Genomic DNA, 19,074 nt, shown 5'->3' with positions numbered 1-19,074 from the left:
CGTAGCACACCTGATACGGAAATGCCGGGGTTGCGTTGGCCCTGAAGCCGCTGTTAGCTTCCAAGACGGCCAAATCAAAAAAGTGCCGAAAAAGACATGCGGGGAGAATGATGAGCGCTCAGGGAACGCCGAATCTGGCGGCTAGAACGACCAAGACGCCACAGGGCGCTTGGACCGTTACATTTCTCCTCTTTCTCTTCATGGTGGTGAACTTCGCGGACAAGATCGTCGTCGGTCTCGCCGGCGTGCCGATCATGACCGACATGAAGCTCAGCGCCGAGCAGTTCGGCCTGCTCGGGTCCTCGTTCTTCTTCCTGTTCTCGATCTCGGCCATCGTGGTTGGCTTCATCGTCAACAAGGTGCCGACGCGCTGGGTGCTGTTGACGCTGGCGGTGATCTGGGCGGTGGCGCAGTTCCCGATGGTCGGCACGGTCTCCTTCACCACGCTCCTGATCTGCCGCATCGTGCTGGGCGCCGGCGAAGGCCCGGCCTTCTCGGTCGCCGCGCACGCCATCTACAAATGGTTCCCCGACGAGAAGCGCACCCTGCCGACCGCGATCCTGTCGCAGGGCTCGGCCTTCGGCGTCATCCTCGCGGTGCCGGCGCTGAACTGGATCATCGTCAACCATTCCTGGCACTACGCCTTCGGCGCGCTCGGAATCGTCGGCCTGATCTGGGTCGCGGCCTGGCTCGCGCTCGGCAAGGAAGGCCCGCTGGAGGATACCGAGGTCCTGGCCGCCACCGAGCCGAAGATTCCGTACGTGCAGCTGCTGACCTCGCGCACCTTCCTCGGCTGCGTGATCGCGACCTTCGGCGCCTATTGGGCGCTGTCGCTCGGCCTCACCTGGTTCACGCCCTTCATCGTGAAGGGGCTCGGCTTCTCGCAGAGCCAGGCCGGCTTCATCTCGATCCTGCCCTGGGTGTTCGGCGCCACCATCGTCATCCTCACCGGCTGGATCTCGCAAGTGATGATGGCGCGCGGCTACACCACGCGCATCTCGCGCGGCGTGCTCGGCTCGGTGCCGCTGATCATCGGCGGCCTGATCCTCACCGCGATGGCGCATGTCGAGGGCGCCGGCCTGCAGATCGCGCTGCTCGTCGTCGGCTCCGGCCTGTGCGGTGCGATCTACGTGGTCTGCCCGCCGATGCTCGGCGAGTTCACCCCGGCCTCTCAGCGCGGCGCGGTGATCGCGATCTACGGCGCGCTTTACACGCTCTCAGGGATCATCGCGCCGAGCGTGATGGGCACCGTGATCCAGCGCGCCGGCACCATGCTTGACGGCTACCTGACCGGCTTCACCATCAACGCGGCTGTCATGATTGGCTCCGGCGTCATCGGCCTGCTGCTGCTGTGGCCGAACACGGAGAAGGCCAGGCTGAGCCGTGGTGCGGGGCCGCAGGGCACGGCGCTGAAGGGCGCGGTGTCGCCGACGTAGGGGAGGCGCGCTCTTCCTTACCCTCCCCTGGAGGGGTCGATCGCGCGCAGCGCGAGCGGGGTGGGGTGATCTCTCCGCTCGGGCACCGTATCGGTGGAGAGACTGTCACCCCACCCCGTCTCACATGTCGCTGCGCTCCATGTGAGCCGACCCTCCCCTCCAGGGGAGGGTAAGCGGTCGCCTCGCTAGCTCACCATCTCCTGCGCGCCACGAATCAGTTTCCCCGGCCGCTGCCCCGTCGCTTCCCCGTGCCGCCGCGTCACCACGCCCGAGACGATCGTCGCCTCATAGCCGTCGACATCCTGCAACAGCCTGCGACCGCCGACCGGCAGGTCGTAATGCACCTTCGGCGGATGCAGATGCAGCCGGTCGTAGTCGACCACGTTGACGTCGGCTTTATAGCCGCGAGCAATGAGCCCGCGGTCGGTGAGGCCGACCGAGAGCGCGGTCTTGCGCGATTGCGCGGCGACCACGAACGGGATCGACAGCTTCTCGCCGCGCGTGCGGTCACGCGTCCAGTGCGTCAAGAGATAGGTCGGGAAGCTGGCATCGCAGATGATGCCGCAATGCGCGCCGCCGTCGGAGAGGCCCGGCACCGATTGCGGATCGAGCAGCATCTCGCGCGTCGCATCGAGATTGCCGTCGGAATAGTTCAGGAACGGCACGTAGAGCATGCCGCGCCCGTCGTCCGACAGCATGGCCTCGTACGCGAGCTCCTCCGGCTGCCTTCCCTGCTGGCGCGCCCGCGGTCCCAGCGCATTCTCCGGCGGCTGCTCGTAGTCGGGGGGATCGCCGAGCAAAAACATCTTGTCGTAGTTGGGCCGGAAGAACAGCGGATCGTCGGTTGCGGTCGGCGTCTCGCTCAGGATCGCCTTGCGCATGTCGGCTTGACGCAGCTGCATCAGCCGCTCCTTCAACGGCAGGTGCGCGATCGCCTTGTAGCTCGGATGGGTCTGGAACGGATTGCGCGAAAGCTCGAGCCCGAGCAGGAGGCCGACGGGCCGGGCCGCGATCTGCGCGGTGATGGAGAGGCCGCGCCCGGCCGCTGCATTGATCTCGTCCAGCGTCTGGCGCCAGCGGTTTGGCGCCTTGTCGTTCTGCGTGATCGAGAACGAGATCGGGCATTTCGTGCTGTCCGCCACCCGCAGCATCATCGGCAGGTCTTCGTGGATGGTGGAGAGGTCGAGCACGAATTGCAGCACGCTCCGCCCCTGCCGGTGCATCGCGCCGGCAATCGCGGTGAGCTCGTCCTCGCCGGCCTTCAGGGTCGGCGTGAAATCGCCGGTCGAGGTGCGGTGGTTGAGCGTGCGCGAGGTCGAGAAGCCGAGCGCGCCCGCGCGCACGGCCTCGCCCGCGAGCTTCGCCATCGCCGCGTTGTCCTCAGGCGTCGAGGGATCGCGGCGTGCGCCGCGCTCGCCCATGACATAGACCCGCAGCGCGGCATGCGGCAGCTGCGCGCCGACGTCGATGTCGAAATCGCGCTTGCCGAGCCAGTTCATGTAGTCCGGAAAGCTCTCCCAGGCCCAGGGAATGCCGGCACTCAGCACCGGCTCGGGAATGTCCTCGACGCCCTCCATCAGCTGGATCAGACGGGTGCGGTCGGCAGGCTTGCACGGCGCAAAGCCGACGCCGCAATTGCCCATGATCGCGGTGGTGACGCCGTTCTGCGACGACGGCGTGATGTCCTGGCTCCAGGTGACCTGCCCGTCGTAGTGGGTGTGCACGTCGACGAAGCCCGGCGTCACCAGCTTGCCGCGCGCGTCGATCTCTTCGCGGCCTTTCGCGGAAACCTTCCCGACTTCGCTGATCCTGCCGCCGGTGATGGCGACGTCGGCCTCGAACAGCTCGCCGCCGCTTCCGTCCGCGACATTGCCGCCGCGGATCACGAGATCAGGATTGCTCATGGTGTTTCTTCCCGTTTTATCGTTTTGCTTTTCTCTATCCGTCGTCCCGGACAAGCGCGCCTAAGCGCGCGCAGATCCGGGACCCATAACCACATGGAGATGTTTTGCGAAGACTCGGAGTGACCAGCCTCGCGCGCCAACAATTCCCTGTGGTGATGGGTCCCCGCCCGCCGTGCGCAATTGCGCACTAGGCGGGGACGACAGTTTGTAGCTCAAGCCTTCGCCGCCCGCCGTTCGGTGAACGGCGACAGCACCACTGTCGCCAGCATGAAGATCACGGACGCGCCGAACACCCAATGCGGAGCGCTCTGGTCCATGATCCAGCCGAACAGCAGCGGTGAGACGATGCCACCGAGATTGAAGCCGGTGGAGACGATGCCGAAGGCGCGCCCCGCGGCACCCGCAGGCGCGGCATTGCGCACCAGCATGTCGCGCGAGGGCGCGATCACGCCGGAGAGGAAGCCTGCGGTCGCCATCGTCGCCGTGAGGGCCCAGCCCGGCAGCGTCACCAGCGCGATCAGCAGCACGATGGCCGCATTCGCGGCGAAGCAGGCCGCGGCGACATAGCCGTGACGCGCGGTGCGGTCGGCGAGGAAGCCGCCGGCGAGCACGCCGGCGGCGCTGGCGGCGAGGAACGCAGTCAGCGCGATATTGGCGATCGAATAGGACGTGCCGTAGCCGGTCATCAGCGCGACCACGCCGAAATTGTTGATGCCGGCGACCGACAGGCTGAGCAGCATGAACAGCGCGGTCAGCGTGATCAGCGCCGGCGTGATCACGGCCTGCTTCGGCGCGCTCTCGCCACCCGGCTTCTTCTTGTGTGCGCCGGCCTCGGGGATGCCCATGGTGATCAGCAACACCGCCACCAGAATGGCGATCGCGCCGGAGGCGATCAGTGCGCCGACGCCGCCCCACACCGTGACCAGTGCCGCCACGATCGCCGGCGTCACCGCGCCGCCGAGATAGCCGGCAAAGGTGTGGATCGAGAAGGCGCGGCCCATCCGCGCCTCGTCCATGTGCTCGGCCAGGATCGCATAATCGGCGGGATGATAGACGCTATTGGCGAGCCCGAGCAGCACGGCGCAGGCGATCAGCGCGGCGTAGCTGAGGTGCAGACCGAGCAGGATCAGGGCGCAGCCGCCGAGCGTCAGCCCTACAAGCAGGATTTTGCGCGCGCCAAAATGGTCGACGAGATAGCCGGTCGGCGCCTGGGTCAGGCCGGAGACGACGGCGAGCGTGGTCAGCGAGAAGCCGAGCTCGACATAGCCGACGCCGAGCTTCTCCTTCAGGAACGGAAACAGCATCGGCAGGACCAGCAGATGGAAATGGCTGACCCAATGCGCGATCGAGATGCCGGTGAGCGTGCGCAGCGCGCTGTCGGCCTTGCCTTGCTGCGGTGCCGCGAGAACGTCGACCATTGCAGTTCCGTTTCACTCCCGATGGACCGGCAAACTATCGGGGAGGGCGGTTATTTGTCCATGAACGCAGGCGCATGGCAGGTAGTGCGGGCGGGCTCCATCCCGCTAGCGCGCGATCAAAATCAGCGTTCCCACTCAGAACGGCTCGTCGTCAGGGCCATAGCGGTCGCGTTTCGGCGTCGCGATGTCGCCGTCTTCGTAATCGTCGTCATCGTTCGCACGGCGGGACGAGGGCTTCTTCGCCTTCTTATCCGCGGCCTTGTTCTCGGCGATCTTGGGTGGTTCGCTCGGCTTTGCGGTCTTGGTCATGGCGGGTCCCGGATGGTGATGCTGCATCCGAATGTACCGCCAAATATGTGCGCCGCCCGATTTATCTCAAGGGGCGACGAGGCCGTCAGTGCACCACCGGCCCGCCCGCCTTCTTCCAGGCATCGATGCCGCCGGCGATATGTGCGCTGTTGAGAAGCCCCGCTTCCTTGGCAGCCGCAACGGCCATCGCCGAGCGTTCGCCGAAGGCGCAGAAGAACACGACGCGGCGCCCCGTCGCGGCCGCGACCTCGCGCAGCATGCCGCCGGGCTTGAGGCTCTCCTCGACCGACGGATAGGGCGTGTGCAGCGCGCCTTCGAGCATGCCGTGCTTCATCCGCTCATTGGTCTCGCGCAAGTCCACCAGCAGGATGTCGGGCCGGCCGAGGCTGCGGATCGCCTCGATCGCGCTGAGCGCGCGGCCTTCCTTCTCCAGCTCCTCCTGATGCAGGCCGACATGCATGTTGGCGGGGATCGCCACGTCCATCATCTTCGGATTGGGCAGCTTCAGATTGGCCATCAGCTCGACATATTCGTCGACCGAGCGCACCTGCAGCCGCGGATTGTAGCGCTTTTCCTCGCCGATGGTGGAGACGGTGTCGCCCTTGTAGTCGTGGGCCGGAAACACCATCGTCTCGTCCGGCAGCTTCAAGAGACGGTTGAAGATCGAATCGTATTGCGCGCGCGCCGAGCCGTTCTGGAAATCGGTGCGGCCGGTGCCGCGGATCAGCAGCGTGTCGCCGGTGAAGACGCGGTCGCCCATCAAATAGGAATAGGAATCGTCGGTGTGGCCCGGCGTGTACATCACGTCGAGCGACAGGCCCTCGATCGTCACCTTGTCGCCGTCCGCCACCCGCATGGCGACGACGTCGGCCTTGGTCTGATCGCCCATCACGGTCATGCAATGGGTGCGGTCGCGCAGCTCGCCGAGGCCGGTGACGTGGTCGGCATGCAGATGCGTGTCGACCGCCTTGACCAGCTTGAGGTCGAGCTCGCGCAGCAATTGGCAATAGCGGTCGACCTTCTCCAGCACGGGGTCGAGAATCAGCGCCTCGCCGCCGGGGCGGCTGGCGAGGACGTAGCTGTAGGTGCCCGAAACGCTGTCGAAGAGCTGGCGAAAGATCATGGCAGGACCCGGCTTGGAACTGACTTCCAAGATTCTACTACGGTACGGGTCAGAAAGAGAAGCAATTCACTGCATGAGCAGCGAAATTTAGAAGATTCCTATTGCGGGTGCGAGAGCGGCGACGGCATCATCCCAATCCTGCAATGCCTGGATTGCCCTCGACCCCTTTCAGCGTCACGCCGGAGCCCAGTCGCTCCTGAAGCATCCGGCCCGAGCGCAGATATTTGCCGACGACGTCCCATACCGGCGCGCCCTGCTGGCCGTTGACCGAGGCCCAGCCCGCGACCTTGTAGCGGTGGCTGGCGCTGAGCGCCTTGCCGCTACCGAGCTTCAGCTCCGAGATGCGGCTGCCGATCGCAGCGTCCGGCGTGCAGGTGTAGCTGAGCCCGCCGGCGCGCACCATGTCGCCGCCTTGCTGGTAGTAGGGATCGGCATTGAAGAGGTTGTCGCAGACGTCCTCGAGCAGGTCCTTGATCTGGGCCCCCGTCATCTCCTGCACATAGGTTTCGGGATAGGTGATCGCGGTTTCCGCCAGCAGATCCTCCATGGTCATAGCCTGGCCGGATAGCGCGGTGACGCCCCAGCGGAAGCCCGGCGACAGCGCGATCTCGGCATCGAGCTCGGTGCGCAGCGCGGTGCAGATCAATTCGTCCATGGGCCCGGAGAAATTGCCGCGGCGATAAAGCAGCCGGTCGGGTGTCGCGATCTTCTCCGACCAGTCGGCCACGTGCGGTGCACGGACCCGGCCGATCAGCTCGGCCATCGCCGGATCGGGTTTCAGCAGCTCCGAATAGACCGGCAGCAGATGGTACCTGACATCGCTGACCTTGCCGCTGTCGAGCGCGAGATCGAGCACACCCAGGAATTTCCCGTTCGATCCGGCATTGGTGACGAACGTCGTGCCACCTGCGTTCTTCACTGGCATAGGCTGCGGTACGGCATCATGGGTGTGGCCGCCGAGAATGACGTCGATGCCGGTGACCCGGCTTGCGAGCTTGAGGTCCACGTCCATGCCGTTGTGCGACAACAGCACGACGGCATCGACCTTGTCGGTGCCGCGCAAGGCATCGACATGCTTCTGCAGCTCCTCCTCGCGGATGCCGAAGCTCCAGTCCGGCGTGAACCTCTTGGGATGCGCGATCGGAGTGTAGGGGAAGGCTTGGCCGACGATCGCGACGCGATGCCCGCCGAGCTCCTTGATGACAGAAGGCCTGAACACGCGTCCCGTGGCCTTGTCGAAGGCGGGGGCGTCGTTGAACGCGGCCTCCTCGGTCAGGAACACGTTCTGCGCCAGGAATTCGCCCTTGAAGCGCTCGAGATTGTCGCGCAGCGCCTGCTCGCCATAGGTGAATTCCCAATGCCCCGTCATCGCCTCGATGCCGAGCAGATTGGCGATCTCGACCATGTCGCGGCCCTGCATCAGGTTGGCCAGCCCCGTGCCCTGCCAGAGATCGCCGCCGTCGACGAGCAGCGAACGCCGCTCGCCGACATCGGCGCGCAAGCGATCGACCAGCGTCTTCAGATGGGCAAAGCCCCCGAGCTTGCCGAAGCGGCCTGCGGACTTCTCGAACTCGAAGCAGGTGAAGGCATAGGCATCGGCGCTGTCGGGCCGAATGCCGAAGCGTTCGAGAAAGGCGCGACCGACCAGATGCGGCGGCCGTCCTGCCATCTCGCCGATGCCGATATTGACACTGGGCTCGCGGAAATAGACCGGATTGAGCTGCGCATGCGTGTCGGTGATGTGCAGGATCCGCGCAGTGCCGAACCGTTCGAGGTCGTAGATGCTGGCAGCATCAGCGCCGCGGGCCAGGCGCGGCAGGGCGATGGTTGCAGCGGCAAGGCCTGCACTTTTCAGGAAATCGCGGCGGCGGATCGCCATTCACGAATTCTCCGCCTCTCGTGGTCGCTGGACCGTTTCACCGCGGGGCAGTCTAGCGGATTTCCATCGCCTTCCAGGCTTCTTTTTCGGAACTAGCCTGGAAGATCGACGCCTTCGCCAGCGCTTCGGCCTCCCTGGCCGCGGCCACCGCACGGTCGAAATCGCCGCCGTCGGCAGCCTTCTTCGCAGCCGCCAGCGCAGATACGGTCACCGTCCACTGGTTGCGCATGCCGGCCGCCTCCTTGGAGGCGGCTTCGGCGGCGGCATAGGCCGCCTTGTAGTCCGCCTCATTCGCCGCGCGCGCGGATGGCGCAAGGCTTAAGGCAAGCAGCATGGCGAGCGCAAGTGACCGCTTCATGGCCGTGCTCCCGGTCCTGAGATCGGCAGGCCGTTGGCGACGTAGGACAGGAAATATTCGACGTCGCGATATTCATCCGCCTGCGGCTCCAGCGGAACCGCGCGGGTCTGGCTATTGCAGGTGACGAAGCGGCGGCTGGTCGTGCCCATGCCGCTCCATTCCGAGCGGTAGATCGGCATCGCGTTGACGATGCCGAGCGCCGGGGCCAGGGTCTCGGCGCGGATGCGCTCGCCCGGGCTCTGCACATGGCAGCTCGCACAGGAGAAGTTCATCTGGCCGCGCCGGGTGTAGAAATAGCGCTTGCCGTTCTCGTACGCCGCGAGCGCGCGAGGGTCATCGGGAATCTTGATGTCCATCAGCTTGCCGCGTGAAGTGTAGGCCATGTAGGCGGTGAGCGAGGCCATCTCGTCCTTGACGTAGGAATAGGGCGCCTCGCCGTTGGCCTCGCGGCAGCGGTTGAGCGCGAGCTCCAGCGTGATGACCTTGCCTTCCTTGCTGTCGAAGTACGGATAGTTCTGGCGGATGCCGATGCCGCCGTTCGGGAAGCAGTCGGCATAGGTCTTGCCGTTCTTGAACGGGGTCGAGAACATCTCCTTGCCGGCATCGAGCGCGAACTCGTAAGGCGGGAATTCCTCCTTCTCCTGCCACTGCCGCTTCATGTCCGCGTTCATGGAATACGGACCGTTGACGAAATCCTCGTGCTTCACGTCCGGAAACTTCTGGAAGAAGAAGTTCTGGAACGCCTTGGCATCAGCAACGGGATCCACCTTGTCGGCAGCGATCACGCGGGGCGAAGCGAGGGCGAGCGCGACGAGCGCGGCGCCGAACGAGCCAAGCAGGAGGTGGATGCGGGCGTTCATCACGCGATCTTCGCGGTGGTCGAGTCCGAGCCGCCCTTGTTGTCGGTCCAGGAGATATTGAGTTCGTCGCCCTTCTTGGCGCCCTTGAAGCTGAACTTGACATAGGGGTCCTTGGAGACGGCGGTGCCCCAATCGGCGATGAACACGTCCTTGCCGTTACATTCGAACTTCAGCTGCTGGATGAAATGCGCCGGGATCAACTCGCCCTTGGAATCCTTGACGAGGCCGGTGTCCATCGGGTGCTGGATCAGCGCCTGCACCTCGGTGATGTCGCCGCTCGATGTTGCGCGCACGCGAATGCTGGATGCCATGTCGATCTGCCTCGCTTAGCCGCCGCAACCGCCGACGGTGACCTTGACCTCCTTGGTCGCGCTGTAGAGCTTGCCGTCGGCCTCCACGATCGCGGTCAGTTTGGTGGTCCTGGCCATCTTCAGCCGGTTGGCGACGGCAGGGATGGTGCCATCGGGAATCCTGTAGCTGGCCGCCAACGCGCTCGGGTTCTCCGCCACGAAGAACGAGATCGAGGTGACCTTCTCCAGCGTCGTCGTCACCGAGATCGGCACGACGCCGCCGTTCTCGGCGATCTCCGGCGCATCCAGCTTGACCTTGTCCGACGGTTCGGCGGTCTTGCCGTAGAGCGCCTTGATCGCGTCGGCTTCGCTCTTCTGCCTGAAGGCCTCTTCCGGATATTTGTCGTTCGCCGCGGCGCGCGCGGGCGCGAACGGCAGATTGCCGAGGCCGAGCAGCGCCACGGAGGCTGCGCCCTGAAGGATCAGGCGCCGCGTCGGGTGAGGCCTCCAATGAGGCTTGGGGGTCGTGGTCATCTCAAGTCTCCCCGGGGGCCGCCGGCGGTTACAGTGTCTGCAGGAAATCAACGATCGCGTCGATTTCCTGTTCGGTCAAAATCCGGTTCCGGCCGAACGGCGGCATCATGGTTTGCGGATTGCGCTTGGTCTCGTCGAAGATGATCGCGGTGAGCTCGTTGCGATCAGGGTATTTTGACTTGATGTCCTTCAGTTCCGGTCCGATCGTTCCCGGCAGGTCGCCGCCTTTGATGACATGGCAAGTCAGGCAATTGCCCTTGCCGCGGTCGAAGGCGAGCTTCTGGCCCTCCGTCACGGCGGATTGCGCCCCCGCCGGGGCCATGGCCATGCCGGCGAGGAGGGCGAGGGCAACAAGCAAAGCGGGCTTGCGAGGAAAGGCGGTCAAGGCATCGTCCCGGAGCGTTAGCTCGATGATCTCATTTACGGAATTGTTCAAAAGCACAAAGGACATCGCCTGACAATCAGGACTATGCATGCGGCAAAATGGGGTTAATATCCTCCGCATTGCAACCGACAAGATAGTTTGCTCATGCGGATGGGCGCGGACTGGCAAATTATTCTCGGACGTTTGGCCTTCTGGCCTTCTTTTTTGGTACGCATTTTTGGGGACGTCACTTGGCTGAATATGTCGTCGAATTTGGCAGGGATGGCGGACGGGTCGAGCCGGATGGCCGGCTCGATGCGCCGGCCTTCCATCGCAATCACGAACCGATCTGGGCCGCGCTGGAAAAGTACCTCGCGGATGCGACCGGCAACGTCGTGGAACTCGGCAGTGGAACCGGGCAGCACGTGGTGCACTTCGCCCGCCACACGCCGGGCCTGGTCTGGTGGCCGAGCGATCTCAACCAGCGCCACCTCAAGAGCATCGAGGCCTGGCGCATGCATGCGGGCCTGCCGAACATCCGCCCACCCCTGCGCATCGACCTCACCGATCCCGATTGGTGCCCGGAAATGAAAAGCGGGCAGGGGCCGACCAGCCTCGCGGCCGTGTTCTGCGCCAATGTCATTCACATCGCGCCCTGGGCCGTGGCCGAAGGCCTGTTCGCCGGCGCCGGCCGTTATCTGCGCCGCGACGGCAAGCTGTTCCTCTATGGCCCGTTCAAGCGCGACGGCAAGCACACCGCGCTCAGCAACGCTGTGTTCGACACCTCCTTGCGCGAGGGCAATCCCGAATGGGGCGTGCGCGACGTCGTCGACGTCGAGAAGCTGGCGAAGGCGGCAGGCCTCGGTCTCGTCGATACGATCGAGATGCCCGCGAACAATCTGACGTTGGTGTTTGCGCGCTGAGCCGCAACGGTGGTGCGCTCCCTCCCCCGCCTGCGGGGGAGGGTTGGGGAGAGGGTGCTTCCGCAATGGGATACTCTCCTCGAGGAGAGAACCCTCACCCGCCGCGCTCTTCGAGCGCGTCGGCCTCTCCCGCGCAAGCGGGAGAGGCAAGAACTGCCCGTGGCCAGCACCTTGTCAAGACGTCTCAGTCTTCGCCGTCCCGCCACCCGATCTTCTCCTTCAAGAACCGATAGCCCAGCACCTCGAAACCCGCGCGCTCCTTGTTGTCCTTGCCGTAGCCGTGGCCGCCTGCGGCCGGCTCGTAGAACCAGGCCTCGTAGCCCATGGCCTGCAGCTTGGCCGCCATCTTGCGCGCGTGGCCGGGATGAACGCGGTCGTCGCGCCGCGTCGTCGCGATCAGGATCGGCGGATAGGCCTGGCCGGCCTTCACGTTGTGATAGGCCGAGTAGGTCTTCAGCCATTCCCATTCGTCGGGCTTGTCGGGATCGCCATATTCCGCGATCCAGCTCGCGCCCGCGAGCAGCTTTGTGTAGCGGCGCATGTCGATCAGCGGGATGGTGCAGAACAGCGCGCCGAAACGCTCGGGGTAGCGCACCAGCATGTTGGTGATGAGGATGCCGCCGTTCGAGCCGCCCTGCGCGGCGATACGCTTTGCGCTCGTCACACCGCGGCGGACGAGATCGGCGGCCACTGCGGCGAAATCGTCGTGAGAGAGCTTCTTGCCGGCAAGGCGTCCGGCATCGTGCCAGCGCGTGCCGAACTCGCCGCCGCCGCGCAAATTCGCCTGCACCGTGGTGCCGCCGCGCTCCAGCCACAGCTTGCCGAGCGACGCGTTGTAATACGGCTTCACCGAAACCGCGAAGCCGCCATAGGCGCTCATATAGACCGGCGCATCGCCGGTCTCTCCGGCGGGGCCGGTCTGCACATAGGGGATCCGCTCGCCGTCAACGGAGATCGCCTCGTGCTGAGTCACCACGAGCCCGTCGGCGGTGAACGTCTTCGGCGCCTGCTTCAGCACGATCGGGCTTGCGACGCCGCGTTCGATCAGCAGCAACGAGGGCGACGTCAGCGGATCCTGCACATTGGCGAGCAGGGCGCCATTGCTCTCGGAGGGATGGCGATCGAGCGCCCAGACGTCGACGACGCCGATTCCCGGCACGCCGGAAAGCGTCTCGCGGCTCCATGTCGCGGCGGAAGGCGTGCAGATTTCGAAACGCGGCCTCAGCTCGTCGAGGATCGAAAGGACCAGCCTGCCTGCCACCCAGAAGAAGCCCTGGATCGCCCGACGCGGCGCCGGCTCGAACAGCATGGCGAACTCGCGGCCGCCCTTGAGGAATGCGGAGAGCGAGATGCCGAGCACCGCGTCCGCCTCGTACGTCCGTCCGGCCACGGACCAGTTCGAGCGCGGTTTGATCGCGAGCCAGTCGCCATGGGCCTGCAATTCTATGTCGGTCGGCAGATCCAGCCTTGCGAGCGGCCCGGTCTGATCTCCGATCGAGACGCTGAAGTTGAAGAAATCCAGCATGCGGCCGAACCATATCGTTCGATTCGACGTGATGCGATCGACGTAGCAATATGCCGCCATGTCGTCCGCCGAGGCCTCGAACAGCACCGAAGCCTGTTCGACCCTTTGGCCGCGCCGCCAATGCCGCACGGTGCGCGCATAGCCCGATGTCGTCGCCATGCCCTCGCCATGCGCGCTCGAAAGCAGCAGCGTGTCGGCATCGAGCCAGTCGACGCCGCCCTTGGCTTCCGGCAGTGCGAAGCCGCCGGCAACGAAGCTTCTCGTGTCGAGGTCGAACTCGCGCAAAGTGACGGCGTCGCTGCCGCCGCGCGACAGGCTGAGGATCGCGCGCGAACTGCCGGGCATCGTGGTGATCTGGCTCAGCAGCCAGTCCTCGCCTTCGCTCGCCGCAAGCTGGTCAATATCAAGTATGGTTTCCCATGCCGGATGCGGCTTTCGAAACTCTTTCAACGTGGTCCGCCGCCACAGGCCGCGGGGATTGCTGGCGTCCTTCCAGAGATTGTGCAGATCGGAGCCGCGACGGCTGACATAGGGGATGTTGTCGGGGCGATCGTAGATGCCAGCGAGTATGTCGCGGCCGCGTTCGAAGGCCGCTCCGCCGAAGGCCTGCAGCGTCAGGCTGTTCTGCCGTTCGACGAAATCGAGCGCCTGTCGGCCCTCGATCTCCTCCAGCCACAGCCAGGGATCGTCGTCGGGAGCTTGAAGCGTGGGCCTGTAGTCGACGGACATAACGTAACTCCTGGAGAAGCGCGGCGGATAGGATTTGATCGAGCGCAAGCCGTCAAGGGCGCGCATCGCTATCATCGCAGCGATTGCGTCAGGGGCATGGCCCGCGCCCGTTTGCGCCGGTTGCCGGCCTTCTCTCACCCCTCCATAGTGCCGCGAATCAACAGAGCCCTTTGGGCGGAAATGCCGATGCTGGACGTGACTGCAGCCAATGAGATCGCCGACGATGCTCGCGTGCGCGCCAACGTGGTGCGCCTTGCCGCCGCGCAGGCGCTGACCGGCGCCAACTCGGCGGTGATCTTCGCCACCGGCGCGATCGTCGGCGCCACGCTCGCGCCGGACATGTCGTTCGCGACCGTGCCGATCTCGATGTATGTGGTCGGGCTCGCTGCCGGCACGCTGCCGACCGGCGCGATCTCGCGCCGCTTCGGCCGCCGCGCCGCCTTCGTCATCGGCACGGGCCTCGGCGCGCTCACCGGCCTGCTCGGCTCGTTCGCGATCCTGCACGGCTCGTTCGCGCTGTTTTGTCTGGCGACCTTTCTCGGCGGCCTCTACGGCGCGGTGGCGCAATCCTATCGCTTTGCGGCTGCCGACGGCGCCAGTGCGGCCTATCGGCCCAAGGCCGTGTCCTGGGTGATGGCGGGCGGTGTGTTCGCCGGCGTGCTCGGTCCGCAGCTCGTGCAATGGACCATGGATGTCTGGCAGCCTTATCTGTTCGCCTTCAGCTTCCTGGTGCAGGCCGCCGTCGCGCTGATCGCGATGGGCATCGTCGCCGGTGTCGATATGCCAAAGCCCGCGCCGGCCGATCTGCACGGCGGCCGGCCGCTGCTCACGATCGTGTCGCAGCCGCGCTTCATCGCGGCAGCGCTGTGCGGCGTCATCGCCTATCCCATGATGAACCTGGTGATGACCTCTGCGCCGCTCGCGATGAAGATGTGCGGCCTCAGCGTCTCCGATTCCAATTTCGGCATTCAATGGCACATCGTCGCGATGTATGGGCCGAGCTTCTTCACGGGCACGCTGATCGCGCGCTTCGGCGCCCCGAAGATCGTCGCCGCCGGCTTGCTGCTGGAGGCGGGCGCCGCCACCATCGGTCTCTCCGGCCTCACCGCGATGCATTTCTGGGCGACGCTGATCGTGCTCGGCGTGGGCTGGAATTTCTCCTTCATCGGCGCCTCCGCGCTGGTGCTGGAGACGCATCGCCCGCAGGAGCGCAACAAGGTGCAGGCCTTCAACGATTTCCTGGTGTTCGGCATGATGGCGATCGGCTCGTTCTCGTCGGGCCAGCTGCTCGCCAATTTCGGCTGGTCCGCGGTGAACCTCGTGGTGTTCCCGCCGGTGCTGCTGGGTCTTGCCGTGCTCTCGCTGGTCTCCTGGGCGAGGCGCCGCCAGGCGCGGCTGGAGGCAGCCATGGGCGAGTTCCCCGACGCCGTGTGACGCGTGATCGGGACCCGAAGGGCCGCGTTAGCGCAAAGTGCGCAGCGGTTTTCCGAAAGGATCATGCGAAAGGATGGCGGGAGGTTGTCAGCAGCGTTGATGCTTCGATGCAGATCGAAGTGATTTTCGGAAGCCCGGTTGTTACATGATGCTCGTCATCAACAGGCGAGCGTTCAGCCTAAGCGCTCGCGGGGGGAACGAAGGACCAGCGGAAATGCTCGACAATCCCCGCCACATTCCGCCAATCGACGAATCCTCGCTCCGTTACGAAGGCTGGCGCATCGTCGCAGTCTGCTTCCTGCTCGCGACCTTCGGCTGGGGGTTCGGCTTCTACGGCCAGAGCGTCTATGTCGCCGAGCTGCAGCGGGCGCGGGGCTGGCCGGCCTCGCTGATCTCCTCCGGCACCACGTTCTTCTACCTGTTCGGCGCGCTGCTGGTCGTCTTCGTCGGCGAGGCCGTGCGGAAATACGGTCCGCGCCTCAGCCTGCTGGCCGGAACGCTGGCGATGGCGGCGGCCGCGGTCGCGCTCGGCGCGGTGCGCGAACCCTGGCAGCTCTATCTTGCCGATGCCGTGCTCGCCTTCGGCTGGGCCGGCACCAGTCTCGCCATGATCACCAACACGATCAGCCTGTGGTTCGACGAGAGGCGCGGCATGGCGATCAGTCTCGCGCTCAACGGCGCCAGCTTCGGCGGCATCGCCGGCGTGCCGCTGCTGGTGGCCTTGATCGGCCATGTCGGCTTTGCCGGTGCGATGTACGCCGCCGCCGGCGCCATGCTGGTGCTGCTCGTGCCGGTCATCCTCCTGCTCGTCGGCCGTCCGCCCGATCGCCACGGCTGGCACGCGACGGCGACGGCAAGACCGCAATCATCGACGGAGATCCGCGCCTGGGCGCTGCGCGACGTCGGCTTCCTCACGGTGACGATCGCCTTTGCCCTCGTGCTGTTCGCCCAGGTCGGCTTCATCGTGCATCTGATCTCGTTCCTCGATCCCGTGATCGGGCGCGAGCGCGCCGCCGTGGCCGTCGCGGTGCTGACCGCGATGGCGGTGGTCGGTCGCGTGCTGTTCTCGCTGGTGATCGACCGCCTCAATCAGCGTCTCGCATCCGCGCTGTCGTTCCTCAGCCAGGCCGCCGCGCTTCTCGCCGTCATCAACCTGCACAACGACTATGTGCTGATCGCGGCCTGCGCCGTGTTCGGCTTTTCGGTCGGCAACCTCATCACGCTGCCCTCGCTCATCGTGCAGCAGGAGTTCGACTCCGCTGCCTTCGGCGTGCTGATCAGCCTCAATACCGCGATCAACCAGGTGACCTATGCGTTCGGCCCCGGCGTCGTCGGTTTCCTGCGCGATCTCTCAGGCGGCTATACGCTGCCGTTCTATCTCTGCATCGCGCTGGAGGTGATGGCGGCGGCGCTGATCATGGTGCGCGGGAAGCCGCGTCTCTCCGGGACGACGCGCGCTTAGCGAGGCGTTAGTCCGCCACGACCTTCACGCGATCGCGCACCTTGACCTGCGCGGTGCGATCGAGGCCGTTCAGCACGCGGAAGCGCTCGGCGGGATGGTCGACGCCGGCCATGCGGTGCGAGAGCGATTCCACGGTGTCGCCGGGCTGCACCGTGATGACCTTGATGCGCAGCGGGCGCGCGGCCTGGATTTCCTCCAGCGTCAGGCGGCGGAACGAGTTGACGGTCTCGCGCGCGTTGCGCTCGCTCTCGGTCGATTTCTGTCGTGCCGCGAAGATGAAGCGATAGACGTCGCTGCCGAAGCGCAGCGCATAGACCTTGAACTGCCACTGGTCGCCCTTGGCGGTGGCGGACGCCGCCGGAAAACCGTTGATGGTGAGGTCCTCGGTCGAGGCCTTCTCGACGCCTTCCATCCAGCCGGAGTTGAGATAGTCGCCGAGCGACTGCTCTCCGGGCACGCGCACGACGTCGAAGCGCATCGCCTGCGCGCCGCCCTCGCGCACGCCGATCACGGCCTGCGCGGTGTTGTCGAGCGTGAAATTGTCCGGCGCCTGGAAGGTGAAGCCGAGCTTCGGATGCAGGAAACGCCGGCCGCGGACAAAGCCTTCGCTGGGGTCTTCGCCATAGACGAGGTTGTCGATCGCGGCGAGATAGCTCTCGCGGTCGCGCTCGGCGCCTTCAGGCGCCGTGTATTGACGGGCAATGTTCTGCGCGTTCTGCACGCGTTCCGGCGTTGCCGGATGCGACGAGGTGAAATCCTGCGCGCGCGGATCGAGCGAGCTCTTGCCGGCCTTCAGCTCGGCATTGCGCTCCATCGCGGACAGGAAGCGCGCGGCGCCGTAAGGGTCGAAATGCGCCTTGGCGGAGATGCCGACGCCGATGCCGTCGGCCTCGAACTCCTGCTTGCGCGAGAAGCTCGCCATGGTGAGCTTGGTCTTGGCCAGCGCCAGCGCGGTGAGGTCGGGATCGTTGCTCATGTCGGTGACGACGCGCGTGACGATCGCGGCCTGGCGGGCCTGGTCCTCGCGCATTGCCGCGTGCTTGGACAGCACATGCGCCATCTCGTGGCTGAGCACGGAGGACAATTCGGAGGTGTCGCTGGCGAGCGCAAGCAGGCCGCGCGTGACGTAGAGCTGGCCGTTCGGCAGCGCAAAGGCGTTCACCGCGCCGGAATTGAGGATGGTGACCTTGTAGCCCTGGTCGGGCCGGTCGGAGGCCGCGACGAGCCGGTCGACGGTCTTGCTGACGAGCGCCTCGAGCTTGGGATCGTCATAGGTCCCGCCATAGCTCGCCAGGATGCGCTCGTGCTCCTTTTCGGTAGCCGGGGTTTGCGCGACGGCGGGCTTTGGCTTCGGCATCGCGACGGCCGTCGGGGTCGCCGCAGTCTGGAACCGGCCCATATCGCCGCAGCCGGCGAGAAGCCCGCCCAGCACAAGGCAAAGCGCGGCCGGCGCAGCCCGCAGGCGGCGGCAATCACCCAGTCCGTGCCGTTCTAGCACCCCATTCACGTCGATTAACCCGTGCCCGGCCGTTAAGGCCTTACCCCAGTAGGCTCGTTTGCGCCCAGCAATTCAACCTGTCCCAAGAGACGCACATCGATACGCGGCCCCGTCGTCCCCTCAACCCAGCCCCGAACGCGAATACGCCGATTTTCCAGGGACTTAAGGGCCGTGCCGGCGTTTTCGAACGCCGCTAGCGTGCGCTTTGAAATAGTCACCGCAAAGCCGCGTGTCCAGTTCCGTCCGAAGTTGAGGTAGGTCGTTGCCCCAGCTTGCCGGACTGACAGGACTTTGCCCTCGATTACCGCAAAGCGCCCGATCTCCGCCAAAATATCGTCCGGACTTTCCGCGTTTTTTATGGCCGACGGGTCAGCCCAGCTGCCCATTTTTTGACGCCGCGCCGCGGCTTCAGACGCCATCAGGGCGGCCGCGCAGTCTCTGTCTACGATCTCGGCGGAGACCACGGCCTCGCCCCGGGCGAGCAGCATGGCCTGCACCGAGGTGTCGCTTTCGCCGATGAAGACCAGCGCGCTCTGGCGGCCGTAGCGATCGGGCGTGTCGTCAGCGCTCCGCAGCATCACGTCGCGGCCGGCGAGCAGCGAGGTCAGCGCCTGCTTCGTGGTCGCGGTCGGCGCGATGCCGCTGAGGCGGATCTCGCGGCCGTCGTCGAGACGCACGCTGCGCGCGTCGACGATGCCAGCGACGCGGCCTTCGCCCTGGGACTCGAACTGGCAGGGGCTCGCGAATGCCGAGCCACTCGCGACAAGACATGCGACGATGAAGTGAAGCCGTTGCGTCACGTGACCCGGAAAGGTTGCATTGCGCGGCCATCATACCTCATGCGTAGTGGGTCGCGAAGAGGTTTCGTCATACTCCGTCATTGCGAGGAGCTCTTCGCGACGAAGCAATCCAGAATCTTTGCGCGGATGCATTTCTGGATTGCTTCGCTGCGCTCGCAATGACAGCGCGGAAACATCTCGCGTCATCCCACCATTCCGTTTTGCGGAAAACATGCCGCAATCACAAGA

General features: G+C 65.4%; 17 protein-coding genes. 4 read left to right on the top strand and 13 right to left on the bottom strand.

Going from position 1 to position 19,074, the window contains the following annotated elements; translation table 11 throughout:
* The first annotated feature begins 110 nt into the window (after nt 1-110).
* Nucleotides 111-1,436: an MFS transporter gene (locus XI05_RS22915; protein ID WP_271505863.1), complete on the top strand. Its 1,326-nt coding sequence runs from the start codon at nt 111-113 to the stop codon at nt 1,434-1,436.
* A 185-nt stretch (nt 1,437-1,621) separates the two neighbouring features.
* On the opposite strand, the gene XI05_RS22910 is transcribed toward XI05_RS22915, so the two are convergent.
* From XI05_RS22910 to soxX, 10 genes are all read right to left on the bottom strand, one after another.
* Nucleotides 1,622-3,340 (bottom strand): N-acyl-D-amino-acid deacylase family protein, encoded by a 1,719-nt coding sequence (locus tag XI05_RS22910; RefSeq protein WP_271505861.1) that lies wholly within the window; start codon nt 3,338-3,340, stop codon nt 1,622-1,624.
* A gap of 212 nt (nt 3,341-3,552) precedes the next feature.
* Entirely contained in the window at nt 3,553-4,758 is a 1,206-nt protein-coding gene (locus XI05_RS22905) for an MFS transporter (RefSeq protein WP_271505858.1), read from the bottom strand.
* A 135-nt stretch (nt 4,759-4,893) separates the two neighbouring features.
* A complete protein-coding gene (locus tag XI05_RS22900) occupies nt 4,894-5,067 on the bottom strand; it encodes a hypothetical protein (RefSeq protein ID WP_260381743.1) in 174 nt (57 codons plus the stop codon).
* A gap of 85 nt (nt 5,068-5,152) precedes the next feature.
* A complete protein-coding gene (locus XI05_RS22895; RefSeq protein WP_271505855.1) occupies nt 5,153-6,190 on the bottom strand; it encodes an MBL fold metallo-hydrolase in 1,038 nt (345 codons plus the stop codon).
* A 127-nt stretch (nt 6,191-6,317) separates the two neighbouring features.
* Entirely contained in the window at nt 6,318-8,069 is a 1,752-nt protein-coding gene (gene soxB, locus XI05_RS22890) for a thiosulfohydrolase SoxB (protein WP_271505852.1), read from the bottom strand.
* Nucleotides 8,070-8,121: 52 nt separating this feature from the next.
* Complete coding sequence (locus XI05_RS22885; protein ID WP_212258888.1) at nt 8,122-8,427, bottom strand: hypothetical protein; 306 nt, start codon at nt 8,425-8,427, stop codon at nt 8,122-8,124.
* Nucleotides 8,424-9,287: a sulfur oxidation c-type cytochrome SoxA gene (gene soxA, locus XI05_RS22880; protein ID WP_271505847.1), complete on the bottom strand. Its 864-nt coding sequence runs from the start codon at nt 9,285-9,287 to the stop codon at nt 8,424-8,426. Before soxA ends, XI05_RS22885 begins: the two co-directional genes overlap by 4 nt.
* On the bottom strand, nt 9,287-9,598 hold the full coding sequence (soxZ, locus tag XI05_RS22875; RefSeq protein ID WP_271505844.1) for a thiosulfate oxidation carrier complex protein SoxZ: 312 nt from the start codon (nt 9,596-9,598) through the stop codon (nt 9,287-9,289). Before soxZ ends, soxA begins: the two co-directional genes overlap by 1 nt.
* Before the next feature lie 15 nt (nt 9,599-9,613).
* Nucleotides 9,614-10,111 (bottom strand): thiosulfate oxidation carrier protein SoxY, encoded by a 498-nt coding sequence (gene soxY / locus XI05_RS22870; RefSeq protein WP_271505841.1) that lies wholly within the window; start codon nt 10,109-10,111, stop codon nt 9,614-9,616.
* 28 nt (nt 10,112-10,139) lie between these two features.
* Nucleotides 10,140-10,496 (bottom strand): sulfur oxidation c-type cytochrome SoxX, encoded by a 357-nt coding sequence (soxX, locus tag XI05_RS22865; protein ID WP_442869310.1) that lies wholly within the window; start codon nt 10,494-10,496, stop codon nt 10,140-10,142.
* 230 nt (nt 10,497-10,726) lie between these two features.
* Between soxX and XI05_RS22860 the strand changes: the two genes are divergently transcribed.
* On the top strand, nt 10,727-11,398 hold the full coding sequence (locus XI05_RS22860) for a DUF938 domain-containing protein (RefSeq protein WP_271505839.1): 672 nt from the start codon (nt 10,727-10,729) through the stop codon (nt 11,396-11,398).
* Between the two features lie 184 nt (nt 11,399-11,582).
* Here XI05_RS22860 and XI05_RS22855 read toward each other — a convergent pair whose 3' ends face one another.
* Complete coding sequence (locus tag XI05_RS22855) at nt 11,583-13,652, bottom strand: prolyl oligopeptidase family serine peptidase (protein ID WP_271505836.1); 2,070 nt, start codon at nt 13,650-13,652, stop codon at nt 11,583-11,585.
* A gap of 186 nt (nt 13,653-13,838) precedes the next feature.
* On the opposite strand from XI05_RS22855, the gene XI05_RS22850 reads away from it, so the two are divergent.
* Entirely contained in the window at nt 13,839-15,086 is a 1,248-nt protein-coding gene (locus XI05_RS22850) for an MFS transporter (RefSeq protein ID WP_271505833.1), read from the top strand.
* A 214-nt stretch (nt 15,087-15,300) separates the two neighbouring features.
* A complete protein-coding gene (locus XI05_RS22845) occupies nt 15,301-16,548 on the top strand; it encodes an MFS transporter (protein ID WP_271505830.1) in 1,248 nt (415 codons plus the stop codon).
* Nucleotides 16,549-16,555: 7 nt separating this feature from the next.
* Here XI05_RS22845 and XI05_RS22840 read toward each other — a convergent pair whose 3' ends face one another.
* On the bottom strand, nt 16,556-17,947 hold the full coding sequence (locus tag XI05_RS22840; RefSeq protein ID WP_271505922.1) for a M48 family metalloprotease: 1,392 nt from the start codon (nt 17,945-17,947) through the stop codon (nt 16,556-16,558).
* A gap of 131 nt (nt 17,948-18,078) precedes the next feature.
* Nucleotides 18,079-18,846, bottom strand: a complete 768-nt coding sequence (locus XI05_RS22835) for a thermonuclease family protein (protein WP_271505827.1) — start codon at nt 18,844-18,846, stop codon at nt 18,079-18,081.
* Nucleotides 18,847-19,074: the final 228 nt, after the last annotated feature.

The organism is Bradyrhizobium sp. CCBAU 11357, assembly GCF_028128865.1.
Classification (GTDB): Bacteria; Pseudomonadota; Alphaproteobacteria; order Rhizobiales; family Xanthobacteraceae; genus Bradyrhizobium.
The sequence above is the reverse complement of the archived record's forward strand: the minus strand, read 5'-3'. Positions and strand labels throughout refer to the sequence as shown.